This window comes from Paraherbaspirillum soli, assembly GCF_042654985.1.
Taxonomy (GTDB): domain Bacteria; phylum Pseudomonadota; class Gammaproteobacteria; order Burkholderiales; family Burkholderiaceae_D; genus Paraherbaspirillum; species Paraherbaspirillum soli.
Map to the genome: position 1 here is coordinate 1 of NZ_JBHSMT010000007.1, position 15,037 is coordinate 15,037.

The window sequence follows — 15,037 nt, forward strand, 5'->3', positions numbered from 1 at the left end:
TTGGGGCTGAACGACAAGAGCCGGATGAATCGAGAGGTTCACGTCCGGTTCTGTGAGAGCCTGAAGGGGAGGTTCCTTTGGGCGACTCGATCACCCCGTTAGGAAGCGGGAAGCGGCTTCGTTTCATCACTACAAGCCGAGGTATCCGCAATGACTAGCAAAAAAACTCATCCTATACACCAACCGTTCTCCTGGTTAGACGACGATCTGCGCACCGATCAAGCGGCGCAATTCATCGCTTTCGCGCTGGACATGAGCCAGGGCATGCATCAATGTCTGTCGGCGCTGCATGCCAACCATTTGGCCCAAGAGCACGGCGACCCCGCCTGTCCGCCGCCGCTGGATGCGTTCGATATCGACGTGAAGCTGCGCTGGATGCTGGCTTCCACCGGCACGATGGCGGAGCAGGCCCAAGCCATCGTTGATTACCTGAATCAGTTGCAAGCCAGACAGCGCAAAGCCTAGCCGCTGACCGCCGCCGAGTAGGGCGGATGAGCGCAGCGTTATCCGCCGCTGGATGTGCCGCATACGATTGATGACGCATCCAAAATGGCGGATAACGCTTCGCTCATCCGCCCTACAGGAGTCCGGCATCCTGTAATTATTTCCATGTGGAAAATATGTCGGGTAAAATCCCAGGCTCTGCCAGACGGTAATCGCCATCTTCCGCGGTAGATAAATTCCCAATATTTCGTGATAGACAGATGGCAATGTCAGAAAGCGCGTATGAGCATCGCAGCCAAACATTTCGATCCTCAGATCGGCCTCGACATCCACCTGTATTTGATCCCGCCGGACCCGGTCCCGGTGCCGTTGCCGACGCCGCATATTTCGGTGGTGCTGGACCCGTTCGATTACCTGCCGTTCATCGGCGCTTCGGTGGAGGTGGCGGGCGTCAAGCGCGCCACTGCCGGCACCAACGGCCTGACGGTGCATATTCCGTTCGGGCTCTGGGAACCGGCACTGCGGATGCCGGGCGGGCCGCAGTTCGGGGATGAACTGTTCATGGGCAGCAAGACGGTGATCGCGGACGGCAATCCGTTTTCGCGGATCGCGATGCCGGTGCTCGACTGCAATCTGTTCGGCCTGATCCCGCCGTTCCGCATCAAGAAGCCGTCCAAAGAGCCGATGTCGATGTCATTGCCGATGGCGGTCAACCTGGCGATCCCGACCAATGTGTTCGTCGGCGGACCGCCGACCATTAACGTCGCGGATATGGCGTTCAGGGCTGGTTTTGCCGCGCTGGGCAAAGGCTTCAAGGCGCTGCGCAAGACCGAGGGCTTCAAGCGTGCGATGGAAGCGTTCAAGAAAAAGCGGCAGAAACTGTTCGAGAACATGGAGTCCGGCTTCCTCAAGTGCAAGGTGTTGCGCGCCGAGCCGGTCGACATCCGCGACGGCAGCGTCGCCGTTGCGCAGGAAGACTTCAGCATCCCGGGGCGCTTGCCGCTGACTTGGAGCCGCGACTATGCATCGAGCAACAGCTACGACGGCCTGTGCGGGCACGGCTGGCAGACTCCGGCCGACTTCCGGCTGGAAATCGACCCCGACGGCGCGGTGCTGTTCTTCGAAGCCAGCGGCGCCGCGGTGTTTCCGCAACTGCCCGCAGCGGTCGGCGCCGAACATGCGGTGACCGAATTTGTCGATGGCGCGCGGCTGATCTGGGCACAGGGGAGCAGCGGCGATGAATTGCATGTCGTGACCAAGGACGATCTGCGTTACGTGTTTCGCAAACCGGCCGCCAATATCGCGCCGCTGCATCAAAGCTTGCCGTTGCCGATCGAACGGATCGAAGATCTGTGCGGCAATCATTGGCGCTTCGAACGGGGCGACGGCCAGTTAACGCGCATCGTCGAAAGCGGCATAGCCGGCTTGCCGGGGCGCTTTATCGAGGTGCATCAACGCGGTGGACGAATCCATCACCTGGGCTTGCATGATCCGGCGACCGGGGTCACCCATCCGCTGGTGCGTTACCGCTACAACGACGGCAAGGATCTGGTTGCTGCTCTGGACCAGCTTGATGCGGCGCGTACTTTCGAGTACGACCGGCATCGCATGGTGCGTCACACCGACCGCCTCGGCCTATCTTTTTATTACGCGTATGACGCCCAATGGCGCGTGTTGCATGCCTGGGGCGATCAGGGCTTGCACGACTACCGGTTTGCCTACAACGAGTTGCTGCGTGAAACCGAAGTGACCGATTCGCTCGGGCACACCTCGCTGATCAAGTTCGATGAGAACAATCTGCCCTTGTGCGAAATCGATCCGCTCGGTGGCGTCACGATCTTTGAGTACGACGAGGTTGGACGCACCACCGCGGTAGTCGATCCGGCTGGCTTGCGCACCGAGTTTGACTATGATGAACGCGGCAATTTGCTGAAGCTGGTACGGCCGGACGGGACTGCGGTGTGCTCCGTGTTTGATGACGCGAATCGCATGACCGAAGTGGTCGACCCGCTCGGCCAGCACTGGCGGCGCAGCTGGGATCAGCGCGGGCTGCTGCTGGACCAGACCACCCCGATGGGCGCCTGCTCGCGTTTTAGCTACGACTCCCACGGTCAACTGACCACCCACATCAACCCGCGCGGCGCAACTACGGCGCTGGCCTTCGATCGCTACGGCAACTTAGCGCAGCTGACTGACCCGCTCGGCCACCGCAGCCATTTCGAGCAGGACGCGTTGGGCCGCCTGCAGCGTCGCACCGATGTCGCCGGCGACGTCACCGAATATCGCTACGACGCCAAAGGCCGCCTGCTGCACAGCAAGCAGGCGGATGGTGCCAGCGTCAATTGCAACTACGACGCCGAAGATCAGCTGATCAGTTACACCGACCAGAATGGCGCCCGCACCCGGCTGGAATATGTCGGCACCGGCCAAGTCGCCCGACGCGTGCAAGCCGACGGCCACATCATGCAGTACCAGTACGACACCGAAGAACAATTGATCGGGCTGGTCAACCAGCGTAAAGAAAGCTACCAACTCAAGCGCGACGCGCTGGGTCGCATTGTCGAGGAAGTCGATTATTGGGGACAGTCGCGCCACTATCGCTACGACGCCGGCAACAGGCTGCTAAGCGTCATCGATCCGCTCGGTCGCATCATCGCCTACGACACAGACCGCCTGGGCCGCATCGTCAAGAAAACCCTGCCCGATAGCGACCATCCGGCGCAGCAACTACAGGAAACCTTCAGATACGACAAGAACGGCGCGCTGATAGAGATGCGCAATCCGCATCGGCACATCCAGCGCCAGTTCGATGCCAACGGTCGCCTCAGCGAAGAAGTGCAGGACGGCTTCCGGATCGCGCACCGCTACGACGAAGTCGGCAACCGGCTGTTGCGGCAAACCAGCGCCGGCAACACGATCGTTGCCAGCTACGATTTGCGCAACCAGGTGGTGAGCATCGCCATCAACGACGAAGCGCCGATTGTGATCGAACGCGATGCGCTCGGGCGCGCTGTCAAGGAGCAGTTGAGCGGCAGCGTCCAGCGGCAGTTGCGCTATGACGCGGCCGGCCACTTGAGCGCGCAGAGCGTACTGCGCGACCAGGCGCCGCTGTTCGCGACCCGTTACGACTACGACCGCGCCGGCAACCAAACCCGGCGCAGCGATAGTGAGCACGGTAGCGACCTGTATCACTACGACCCACTCGGCAACCTGTTGCGCCATACCGATCCCGCAGGACGCGTGACGGACTTCCTCAACGACCCGGCCGGCGACCGCTTGCGCACACGGATCCGCCAGATGGAGATGCGGCAGGCCGCTGGCGCTGAAGGCCAGGCCGAAGTCCTGTGGAGCCGTGAAGGCAGCCATGACGGCATGCACTATGTGTTCGATCGCGCCGGCAACCTGATCCGGCGCGGCAGCAGCCCAACCGCATCGGCCAATCCGTCGGCCACCGACTCCAGCCTGCAACTGCGCTGGGATGCCAACCAGCGCCTGGTCGAAAGCAGCAAGGCCGGGCAGGCGACCCGCTACGGCTACGATCCGGTAGGCCGGAGAGTGTTCAAGCGCAACCCGACGCACACCACCTGGTTCTTTTGGGATGGCGACGCCTTGCTGGGCGAAGTGCGGCAAGTGAATGAGGCCCAGAGCGTCGATATCTGGTCGACCGGCAACGTGGCCGACTTGATGGCGGCGCGCAAGCGATTGAATGCGCTGGAGACGCTGCACGCGCAGGCGCGCGAGTTCGTCTATTACCCAGGCACGTTCGTGCCGCTGGCGTTGATCGATCGGCAGGCCAAGCTCGCCAGGCAGCCTGCGCACGTGGCGCCAATCAAAGTGGCACCGGCTCTTGCCGCGCAACCATTGCCTCCCGCTGCAACGGATTCAAAGGCAGCCGCTGTCGGTGGCATTGGTGGTTTAGGCGGCATGGGAGGATTAGGTAGCGCCAGGCTCGGCCAGCAGAGCGAAGCAACTCCGTCGGCGCAAGAGGGCAATCGCCAAGTCGGTCTCGGTGGCTTGGGTGGCGGGATGCAGTTGGGCGGTAGCGTCAGCGCACCGCTGCCCACCTTCACACCAGCAATCGTTGCGCCAAGCGCTCTACCCGAAAACAGCGCTAGCGATGCAGAATCGGCAGTCGATCAAGCTGGCGGCGGCGTCTTCCACTATCACAACGACCCCAACGGCTGTCCGACCAGATTGACGGATGTCAGTGGACAGGTGGTCTGGTCGGCCAGCCATGCAGCCTGGGGCGCGGTACGGCGGCTACATATGCATGCCATCGACAATCCGATCCGGCTGCAGGGGCAGTATCAGGATGATGAAACCGGACTGCATTACAACCGGCATCGGTATTACGATCCAGAGATTGGGCAGTTTATTGGAAAGGATCCGATTGGATTGGCTGGGGGGGATAACCCATACCAATATGCGCCCAACATAATGGGATGGATCGATCCGTCAGGTTTGTCCAATGACAATCTTCCTACTATCAGGCCTTCCGATTTATCCGGTGGGCCTCATGCACCTGGAACACCTGATAATGTTTTACTTTCTCGCGCAGCCAGAGCAAGTCAGAACGGCAATTGGATTCCGCAAGGACGTTGGGAATCAACCGACGCTATTTATAGAGCTGCTGCGCAATATGATGTAGCCAGGGGTGGCGTACAGGTGGTTGATATTCTGCCAGGGGATGGTGTTATATTCCATAATCCAACGGAAACCTACCCATCCGGGGAAAGAGGAGCTTTTAAAATCGGCGCGGATAGAGCAATAATTATCCCGAAACCAGATGGGCTGCATTTATTTCCAATTCCCGATATCCATCATCAATATGATTCTCATTATTTTAAATGCCGAAAGTAAAGGCGCCACTCTTTAGATTTTTATATTTGCAATAGAGGGCATGTTATGGAAAATGTATATGAACCGGATAATAACGATGTATTGGAGTGGGTCGCAGATAAAGGGGATGGCTGGCCTGCAGGTGATTGGGATTATTACGTAATGAATGGGAAAAATGACGATCTTGTTTTTGAGCTGGCCAATGACTTGACGTGTCCAAAGAGAGACTTTTTTCTTCATTCCTTGTATTACCTGGTTGGTGATTTTATTAATGAAAGAAGGGTTAATGAAGGAAAGATTAATGAAGCAAAACATCGCAGGATATTTAGATTAATTGATATGGTCGATGACCAGAGTGTTGAAGATGTTAAAGAATGGAGAGACAGGGCAGTTAAAATATTTTCTTGCGACGACGAATTTGATCCTCATTTTTGGATGAACTATATGTTTTGGAAAAGTGAATAAACAAAGCGGAGTCCATTTCATTAAGTTTGGCCTGTATTAGGTTGGCGCTGAGCCTGCGAAGCCCAGCGTTTTATTTCACAAGCATTCTTACCGTCAACGATGGGCAGGCGTCGGTACTGCCCCAAATATGGGCGATACCCCAACCCGACCTCGACCTCGACCTGCAGAAGATCGACAGGGCAGCTCGGAAGATCAACGGTTTACTTCAGGCCGTCGCCAGCACTCAGCAACACGGCAAACATTCCTTACCGGTAATGCTATAGTCCCGAACCGTCAATCCCCACCTGCCCTAGTAGCGCCCCTCATGCTGACCCTGACCAAAGTGATTCAAACCTTCCCGTCCGTACGAATCCCTTCGCATTCAGGCGGCTTGTCGGTGGAAGTTTCGCTGATTGCGCAGATGGGGCATGGCTCCGGCAATCATTTGTTTGCGAGCGTCTCGGCCCGTCAAAAGGCGCACGAGGATTTTGTCGATGAGCTCGACGAGCCGTCGGCCAAATTGGGCGGGACGGATTTTACAAAAGGCGATCCGACCTCGCTGTATTCGTTTGCGGTCGGCCCCAAAGGCCATCCGTTTCACCGCCACGCCGGGCACCGGGTGTTTACCGCGGTCTCCGGCAGCGGTGGTGCGCAGCTGCGGTTTTCCAGCGCATCCGACGCCCAGATCGAACAAGACCCGCAGAACTTTATCAAAGCGCTGCGCTATATCAATATCCCGCCCGACTGCATCTTCACCGTTCGCTTTGGCGGCGAGACCTGGCATCAATTTGCGCCCATCGTCGCCAACTCGCCGCATCCGGTATTTTTCGCGCTGTCATGCCATACCAATGAACTCGGCGGCGCATTGCCCGATGCGCTGAGGGAGAAAGTGCTGGCAAATCAAGCCGACATCCCGTCGCTGACCGAGGTGCTGCCGCAAAGCGTGGTCGACCTGTTGCGAACATCGCTCGATCCGGCCCAGGTGCACACCACCGACCTGGCGCTGGAGGCGCCGCCGGGCTCGCTGCAACGCGTCATGTGCACCTCTGCCCGCGGACGGGTTGGGGTGCTGCGGGGCGCTTGGGCCACATGGCGCGGTTCGACCGGCTTTCTTTCCGATAACGGCATCGGCCGCAAAGTGCTCGAACTCGATGCGGCGCCGGCCGGATCGCTGTTGCTGGAGCAGTTGGTCAAAGACGGGTTTCATCATGAAGACACTTTTTGCCTGAGGCTGGAGGGCGCGAACTTCAAAGCCGCCGGCGCTTCGGTCCTGCTCGGCGCCCTGCTCGAAGGTTTCTTGCAGAATCCGCCGACCGGCGTGTCGCGCATGATGGCCTTCCGCAACGCCTTGGTGCGACCGCTGGGATTGCGCACATCGCCGTTAGGGTGCCCGGTTTCATCGCTCCTTTCGCCGCACAAAGAGAAGCTGTTCGCCAATCGTTATCCGGTGCACGATCAGGCTGCCGACAGCGACAACACGCGCTCGCAGGTGATATTGGGCGCGGACGACAAACACCTGATATTCCGTTCCTGCGTCGGGGTCGAGATCGTCAGCGATAGCTTGGTGGAGTTCACGCTGGGCACGCGGGTGCGATGCAAAAATCCTTTCGGCCGGATTTACATGGCGCTGATCAATCATGTGCATCGCTCGTATGTCACGCCCGCCATGCTGAGGCTGGCGGTGGAACATGCGATTTTGCAACCGGGTTTTCAGGGGCAGTCTGGCGCTGGGTTGCAGCAGGCTTGGGCATAGCGCCGCGCGGGCTGCGGGATTTAAAGGGGATTTTTTGGGATTGTCGGATTTTTCGCATCAGATTTTAATCCGGTCGCTCTCATATATTTTCAACGCACCGATGTGAGATTACCCAATGCCCGCCGGCATTGCGGCCAGCCTGGCGCTCTGTCTTTTGACGCCCCCGAGGATCGCATCGGCCAAGTCCATCGGAAAGTGCGCAGGCAATTGGGCACCGACAGTGCTTATTACGCCTTCGGTGGCGGCAATCACCTCTTCGATGATTTCTTCCGCTACTGCGGCACCAAAATCGACTTGCCGTGCTTGCGCACTCCAGTGGCGGCGTTGAATTTTGTCCATCAGGTAGTAGTTGGTGCTGCCGCGCACAGCCATGGCCAGCTTTGCCTTCTGTGGCGCGATGTGATTTCGGCCTGGGCCTATGATCGGATGCGCGGAGAGAATGTCGTACAGCGGCGTGGATCGATAGCGATTGCCCGGCATATGGGTAATGCTGAAATTCTTGGCGTGCCCATCGCTTGCTGCCAGCAACCAGAATACCAGCTGGCTCTTGAAGAAATGGCGCCGGTCCTGGTCCGCCCTGTCCGACCCGCGCAGCAACTCCATGATGCTTGCGATACCAGGGCCGCCATCTGCTTGGTATTTAAGCAAAGGAGGGGTGCCGCTCGCCTGGCACATATCTTCCTGCGGCAGACGGACTATCCAGCTTTGGTCGCTAGCCAATTTGCGGTCGAAGCGCTCGACGATCAGTACCTTTTGGTTTTCAAAACAATCCATCTCGCACGCTGCGACGGCTAGCCCATACGCTGCCGCTATTTTTGAACAGAGCCACTCGTTCTCCACCGAGGTGCGCAGGTCGGCTTGCATGTTGCCGACCAAGCCCAGCGGTAGCTTGAAGATATGGGTTGTCGGCGTGCTTCCGCGGGGAAAAAGCCACCGCCCGCCATGACGGAGCAGCGCGGTTTTCTCCTGCGCTCCGGCGATAGACAGGCGCAGATCCCCATCATGCTGATGTTGGCCGAGCGGCGCCGTGCTCGTTGCATCGCGCAGCAACTGGGCTATCTCAGGTTCGGCCAATGGCTCCCCTGTAATGGCATACAGATCCGTTGGTTCTTGTTCCGGGGCCAGCAGTTGTATGGCGCCGACACAGTCGCGGCCGAGGGCAGCCAAAAGCTGGAATGGTTCGATGCTGCCGGTCTGGTGACGTTGCGCCAGGCGGCGGCGAATGGAATCGCTATCCGGCAGCAGGTTATCGAAGAAAGCGCTAACCGATGCTCCGCGGTAGGGTTGATTGCCTGGTGTGAAGGGGAGTGACAAGGATAATGGCCGCCCTTGTTCATCATCAAGCCACTCGGTGAAATAAGCGAGACGCTCCCCGTCCCGGGCTTGTTCCCAGTAGCCTACCGGAATGCCGTTCATCCAAATATTGAGTCTTTGTGTCATCGAGCGACGGCCCATGTTTACCAACTCTCTTTTTTCTTCGATGTAGCGACGATTCGGCGCGGTTGGGCAGGGGAGGCGTTGCCGCTGTCCTGGTCCGGTACTGATGGCGCGTTGACAGTCAGCACCAGCTCGACATCCAGCATCCGCAAGACCTTGAACAGCCTCTCCATGCTGGCTGCAGCCGGGTTGGATTCAAGCTGGGCGTAACTTTGTTGAGTGATCCCGAGCTTTTCCGCCATGGCTTGTTGCGTAAGCCCTGCGGCCTTGCGAAAGCCGCGCAGGATAGGCTGGATTTGATTGATCGTCTTGATGGGATAGTTCACCGCAACCTCCGTTAATGCACTTTGCAAGTGTACAGGCTATCAGCTGTAAAAATAAAAAACAACTTATTAGCTGTATTTTAAAAATACAAGCATAAAGCTGTAAAGTGTAAATACAGCGTGGTGGGCTGAGATGCTACAAATGGGCACCTCTAAAAACCGTAGCGAGCGGCCCAAGGTCGGGGCGAGAAGCGCAGTCGTACGGAGGTACGGCGAGCATCGCAGCCCCGAGATTGGGCCGCACAGTAGGTTTTTAGAGGTGCCCAAATCAACGCGCATCAGGCGGCGCTATAAACCCATGCTCACCCGGCCCGGGTGGCGCAGGCGCTTTCCCGAACAGCAGGCTTTGCGGCTGCTGCTGGACGTCGGACAGTACGCGATCGAGGGTGCGGGCGCTGCGGGAAAAATCGTTGAGCGTCCCGTGCAATTGCGGAAGCGCATCCCTTAACGCTTGGCTGGTCTGTCCGAGCTCGTCCGCACTTTGTCCGATGTGATCCAACGCATCGACACGGGTGCGGACTTCCTGCGTCAGGCTATTCATATTGGCTAGCAAGGGATCCACGCGCAGCAAGGCCCGGTCGGTACGGGCGGTGATGGAAGGCAGCGCCTTCAGGGTCGGTTGCAGTTCGGCGGCCAGCTCGGCGATCCGGCCCGAGGCGGTATTCAGATTGGAGAGGGTGCTCGACAGCTTGTCCAGATTGTCGTCATTCAGAAGTTTATTTAGACGCTTGGCCGCCAGCCCGGTATCGCGCAGCAGCTCCTGTCCGGAGCTGCCCACTTGGTCAAGGAATGACGGCCGCATCTCGATGCGCCCAGGTGCGTCGGGATTGGAGGCGAGTTTTTCCGGTTGGCTGCCGTCGTCATCCAGTTGTACGAACGAAAGCCCGGTGATGCCGAGGTAGCTGAGCTGTGCATAGGTGCCGCGGTTGATTGGCGTGCCTTTGTCGACGCCTATCCTGACCAGGATCACATGCGGATCGCTGGCGGAAAACCGGATGTCTTTGACCTTGCCCACATCGACGCCGCGCAGCCGCACCGGGGCATTGCGGTTGAGGCCGGATACGGCGCTTCTTGAGACCAGCAGATAATCATCCTGGTCGACGGTATCGCCGTTGAGTCTGATCGCTACCAGCAGCAAGCCGATGCAGAGCAACACCAGGAACAATCCCGCCGACAGGGCATGGGCACGGTTTTCCATTTGGTCGACTCCTTAATTAATCGCCAGCTTGTCGCGGAAATCCTTGATGTTTTCCTGTTCGCAGCGCTTGCGTTGGCCGAGGAAAAAATTCTGTATGAAAGAATCCTTGTGCTGCACGATCTTCCATAGCGGTCCGACCGTCAAAAGCTGTTGGTCGGCCAGTACCGCCACCCGGTCCGACAGCGCCATCAAGGTATCGACATCGTGCGTCACCATGACGACGGTCAGATTCAATGCGCGGCGCAGCGATTCGATGATCTGCACAAAGCCGTGGCTGCGTTCGGGATCGAGTCCGGCCGTCGGTTCGTCCAGGAACAGGAGCTCCGGATTGAGCGCCAAAGCGCGCGCCAGCGCGACCCGCTTGACCATGCCGCCTGACAGTTCGGCCGGCATTTTGTGCATGCTCATGGTGTCGATTTCGACCAGGTCCAGCTTCATCATGACCATCTCGCGTATGCCGTCTTCCGGCAATGCTTTCAGCTCGCGCAGCGGCAATGCGACGTTGTCGTAGACGCTTAGCGCGGAGAACAACGCGCCCTCCTGGAACAGAACGCCCCAGCGATTGCGAGCCTGGCGCAGGTCGTGGCTAGCACAGCCTTGCAGCGGCACGCCAAACACCTTGATCGTGCCGCGGCTCGGCGGCTCCAGTCCTAGCATCAGGCGCAGCAGGGTGGTCTTGCCGCTGCCCGAACCGCCGATGATCGCCATCACTTCGCCGCTATGCACGCGCAGGGTGAGGTCGCGGTGGATGACGGTGTCGCCGTACTGGGTCCATACGTTGTCGATCTCGATAATGCTATCGGTCGCCATATCAAAACCCCACGTTGGCGAAGACCACTGCGAATATGGCGTCGACGATGATGACGACGGTGATTGCGGTCACCACCGAGTCGGTGGTGCTGGCGCCCAGGCTCTCAGTATTCGGTTTGATTTGCAATCCATAGTGACAAGCAATCAATGCAATCAGAATGCCGAACGCGGTTCCCTTGGCCACGCCCAACCATAGGTTGACGATGGGAACCGCTGCTGGCAGGCCATGCAAAAATTGCTGATAGCCGATGCCCAGCTGTAAATCGGCCGACAGTATGCCGCCGATCAGGGCGGCCACATCGCTCCACAGAATCAATAGCGGCAGCGTGATCGCCAGCGCCGCGATCTTCGGCAGCACCAGCCGTTGCGTGTGCGAAATGCCCATCGCCGACAAGGCATCCAGTTCGCGCGTCACCCGCATCACCCCAAGCTGTGCCGTCATCGACGAACCGGAGCGTCCGGCCACCAGGATCGCCGCCAAGATCGGCCCCAGCTCGCGCACGATGCCGAGCCCGAGAATATTGATGATGAAAATGTCCGCGCCGTAGTTCTTCAATTGGATCGCCGATAAATAGCTCAGCACCACTCCGACCAGAAATCCGACGAGGGCGGTAATGGCGAGCGCTTGGCTACCGGTGCGGTGAATATTGGCGGAAATCTCGCGCCACGGAATGTTGGCAGGGTGACGCAGCAGATACGCGCTATCGAGCAGCAGATTGCCGGCCAATACAGTGATCGCGTGCAAGTGTCGGCCGAACGACAGCAATCCCCGACCAAGGTCCAGCAGCAGTTGCAAGCGGTCGCGCGGCACCGGTGGCGGCACCGGGAAGTGCTTGCTGGCGAGGTCGGCGAACATGCTTTCATACTCGGGCTTGAGCAGCATGCTGGGTCGCTGCCGGCCCCACATGCGCCAAAGAAAAAGCGCGCCGGCGGCATCCAGTTGCTGAACGCCGCGCAGATCCCATTGGGCTTTGCTGTCCTTGGCATAGGCGGCCAGTTGCGGCCTCAATACCTGCACATGGGGCAGGATGGCGCGCAGCAGCCAGGCGCCGCTGACGTCGATCCGGCTGCTGCCGTCAGCGGCGACGATCCGTTCCAGGCGAGGTTGGGCGGCGGATTCCATGGATGGGGCGATTGAGGTTGGATCGCACTTAAATTGGGCTTGAATAATGTACCACTTTGGCCTGTTTAAGCGCGGAAGGCTGGCTTGAAAAGCCCTGCAACCGAATCGGTGTCCGTTGAATTATCTCTCCGCCCATTACGGCGGAGTAGGGCGGAAAAGCGTAGCGCCTTCCGCCGTTTCGGACGCATCAAATACCGGCGGAACATCCAGCGGCGGCGCAATTGCAAATAAGGCTGCGCTCATCCGCCCTACTGCTTGTTTAAGCGCGGAAGTCTGGACTGAAAAGCCCAGCAACCGAATCGGTGCCTGTTGAGTTACGTTTCCGCACATTACGGCGGAGTAGGGCGGAAAAGCGCAGCGTCTTCCGCCGTTTCGGACGCATCAAACACTGGCGGAGCATCCAGCGGCGGATAACGCTGCGCTCATCCGCCCTACGCCTTGTGCTCTAAATCTTTGTGCATCACGCAGAGCAATCAACCCTTATTGCAAATGCTCAACGCCACCGCTTCCGCCACCCGGATGCCGTCAATCGCCGCCGACATGATGCCGCCGGCATAGCCCGCGCCTTCGCCGGCCGGGAACAGGCCGACCGTGTTCAGGCTTTGCAGACTGTCGTCGTGCCGCTTGATGCGGATCGGCGACGAGGTGCGGGTTTCGACTCCGGTCAGCACGGCGTCGGCCATCGCGAAGCCGCGTATCTGTTTGTCGAACTCCGGCAAGGCTTCGCGGATCGCGGCAATAGCGTAGTCGGGCAAGGCCGTGCTGAGGTCGCCCAGGCGCACGCCGGGTTTGTAGGAAGGGATTACTGTGCCCAATTCGGTCGATGCGCGGCCGGCGATGAAGTCGCCGACCAGCTGGCCGGGGGCGTCGTAATTGCCGCCGCCGAGCTCGAAGGCGCGCGATTCCCATTGCCGCTGAAAAGCGATGCCGGCCAGCGGATGGCCGGGGTAATCGGCCGGTGTGATGCCGACCACAATGCCGCTATTGGCGTTGCGTTCGTTACGCGAATACTGGCTCATGCCGTTGGTGACCACTCGCCCCGGTTCCGAGGTGGCGGCCACCACGGTGCCGCCCGGGCACATGCAGAAACTATAGACGGCGCGGCCGTTTGCGCAGTGGTGCACCAGCTTGTAATCGGCCGCGCCCAGGATCGGATGGCCGGCGCTGGGGCCGAAGCGGCAGCGGTCGATCAGCGATTGCGGGTGCTCGATGCGGAATCCCAACGAGAACGGTTTGGCTTCGATGTAGACGCCGCGGTCGTACAGCATCTGGAAAGTATCGCGGGCGCTGTGGCCGATCGCCAGCACGACGTGATCGGTGACGATGGTTTCGCCGCTGGCGAGGGTCACTGCGCGCACTTGGCCGCGGCCCTGGCCCGGACCTTGTTCCCACTGGATGTCGAGGTCTTCCACTTTTTGCTGGAAGCGGAACTCGCCGCCCAGCGCTTCGATCGAGGCCCGCATTTGCTCGACCATCTTGACCAGACGGAAAGTGCCGATATGCGGCTTGCTGACGTACATGATTTCTTCCGGCGCATCAGCTTTGACGAATTCGGTCAATACCTTGCGGCCGTAATGCTTGGGATCCTTGATCTGGGTCCACAGCTTGCCGTCGGAAAACGTGCCGGCGCCGCCTTCGCCGAACTGGACGTTGGACTCCGGCTGCAGTTCGCGTTTGCGCCACAGGCCCCAGGTATCTTTGGTGCGTTCGCGCACCGCCTTGCCGCGCTCCAGGATGATCGGATTGAAGCCCATCTGCGCCAGGATCAAGCCGGCGAACAAGCCGCAAGGGCCGGTGCCGATCACCACCGGCCGCGATTTCAGCTGGCCGGGCGCTTGCGCGACGAAATGGTAATTGGTGTCGGGTGTCGGCATCAGATGGCGGTCGCCATGCAGGCGTTTCAGCAGCGCCGCTTCTTCGTTGACTTCGACATCCACGGTGTAAGTCAGGATCACCGCCGATTTCTTGCGGGCATCGTAACTGCGGCGAAAAATGGTGTAGCCGAGCAAAGCTTCTGCGGCGATTCCCAGTCGGGCAAGAATCGCGGCGTGCAGCGCGTCTTCTGGATGGTCGAGGGGGAGCTGTATTTCATTCAATCGCAACATGGGTATTCCGCTAATCCTGATAAATCGATGGCGCCGTTTGGCAGGGCGTCATTTTACCTTAGCCGGTGGGCACCTCGAAAACCCTACTGCGCGGCCCAATCTCGGGCCTGTGATGCTCGCCGTACCCCCGTACGGCTGCGCTTCTCGACCCGACCTTGGGCCGCTCGCTACGGGTTTTCGAGGTGCCCCGCTACCAGTGGAACGGCTTGGCGGCAGCGTTGTTGCGCTTTGGAGCCCAAGCTACCGACTGCCCGGATTGTCATGGCATCCAATAGCGTTTATAGTCGGCTCGGTCCCCGAAAACAGATGGGGATAGGGTTCGCAGCCTTCTTTCCCAAACGCGTACAAGCCGCACCATGCGGTTTTTTATTGTGCGAACGCCTTTGCACGTCCCTACGGACGGCAGTGGCGGGGAGCCTTCGGGCTGCCGGTTTGTCGTTTGGGTGCCGGTCTGCGAATCCTGCCATCTGCCGTCGTGTGTCAAGAACGCAAAAGCCGAAGTATCGGCCGCTGCGATGCTTTATTGAAGATGAGGGTCGGCCCCTCGTGATCGGCGTGCAG

The 15,037-nt window shown here is 59.3% G+C and carries 10 protein-coding genes; 4 read left to right on the top strand and 6 right to left on the bottom strand.

The window, feature by feature from the left end:
- The first annotated feature begins 150 nt into the window (after positions 1–150).
- The 4 genes from ACFPM8_RS02500 (at position 151) to ACFPM8_RS02515 (ending at position 7,480) form a co-directional block, all read left to right on the top strand.
- Positions 151–465, top strand: coding sequence for a hypothetical protein (locus ACFPM8_RS02500; RefSeq protein WP_378994649.1), 315 nt, complete (start codon positions 151–153; stop codon positions 463–465).
- Positions 466–726: 261 nt separating this feature from the next.
- Positions 727–5,304 carry an RHS repeat-associated core domain-containing protein gene (locus ACFPM8_RS02505; RefSeq protein ID WP_378994652.1) on the top strand — a complete coding sequence of 1,526 codons (4,578 nt, stop codon included), beginning with the start codon at positions 727–729 and terminating at the stop codon, positions 5,302–5,304.
- Positions 5,305–5,349: 45 nt separating this feature from the next.
- The gene (locus tag ACFPM8_RS02510) at positions 5,350–5,748 is read left to right on the top strand and encodes a hypothetical protein (RefSeq protein WP_378994655.1); all 399 of its coding nucleotides are present in this window, start codon (positions 5,350–5,352) and stop codon (positions 5,746–5,748) included.
- A 304-nt stretch (positions 5,749–6,052) separates the two neighbouring features.
- A complete protein-coding gene (locus ACFPM8_RS02515; RefSeq protein WP_378994658.1) occupies positions 6,053–7,480 on the top strand; it encodes a DUF2867 domain-containing protein in 1,428 nt (475 codons plus the stop codon).
- Positions 7,481–7,588: 108 nt separating this feature from the next.
- On the opposite strand, the gene ACFPM8_RS02520 is transcribed toward ACFPM8_RS02515, so the two are convergent.
- From ACFPM8_RS02520 to ACFPM8_RS02545, 6 genes are all read right to left on the bottom strand, one after another.
- Positions 7,589–8,935 carry a type II toxin-antitoxin system HipA family toxin gene (locus tag ACFPM8_RS02520; RefSeq protein ID WP_378994660.1) on the bottom strand — a complete coding sequence of 449 codons (1,347 nt, stop codon included), beginning with the start codon at positions 8,933–8,935 and terminating at the stop codon, positions 7,589–7,591.
- 2 nt (positions 8,936–8,937) lie between these two features.
- Positions 8,938–9,243 (bottom strand): helix-turn-helix transcriptional regulator, encoded by a 306-nt coding sequence (locus ACFPM8_RS02525; protein WP_378994662.1) that lies wholly within the window; start codon positions 9,241–9,243, stop codon positions 8,938–8,940.
- A 265-nt stretch (positions 9,244–9,508) separates the two neighbouring features.
- On the bottom strand, positions 9,509–10,438 hold the full coding sequence (locus ACFPM8_RS02530) for an MlaD family protein (protein ID WP_378994664.1): 930 nt from the start codon (positions 10,436–10,438) through the stop codon (positions 9,509–9,511).
- A 12-nt stretch (positions 10,439–10,450) separates the two neighbouring features.
- Positions 10,451–11,248 carry an ABC transporter ATP-binding protein gene (locus ACFPM8_RS02535; RefSeq protein ID WP_378994668.1) on the bottom strand — a complete coding sequence of 266 codons (798 nt, stop codon included), beginning with the start codon at positions 11,246–11,248 and terminating at the stop codon, positions 10,451–10,453.
- Position 11,249: 1 nt separating this feature from the next.
- Entirely contained in the window at positions 11,250–12,371 is a 1,122-nt protein-coding gene (locus tag ACFPM8_RS02540; protein ID WP_378994670.1) for an MlaE family ABC transporter permease, read from the bottom strand.
- A 473-nt stretch (positions 12,372–12,844) separates the two neighbouring features.
- On the bottom strand, positions 12,845–14,476 hold the full coding sequence (locus tag ACFPM8_RS02545) for an NAD(P)/FAD-dependent oxidoreductase (RefSeq protein ID WP_378994672.1): 1,632 nt from the start codon (positions 14,474–14,476) through the stop codon (positions 12,845–12,847).
- Between the last annotated feature and the right edge of the window lie 561 nt (positions 14,477–15,037).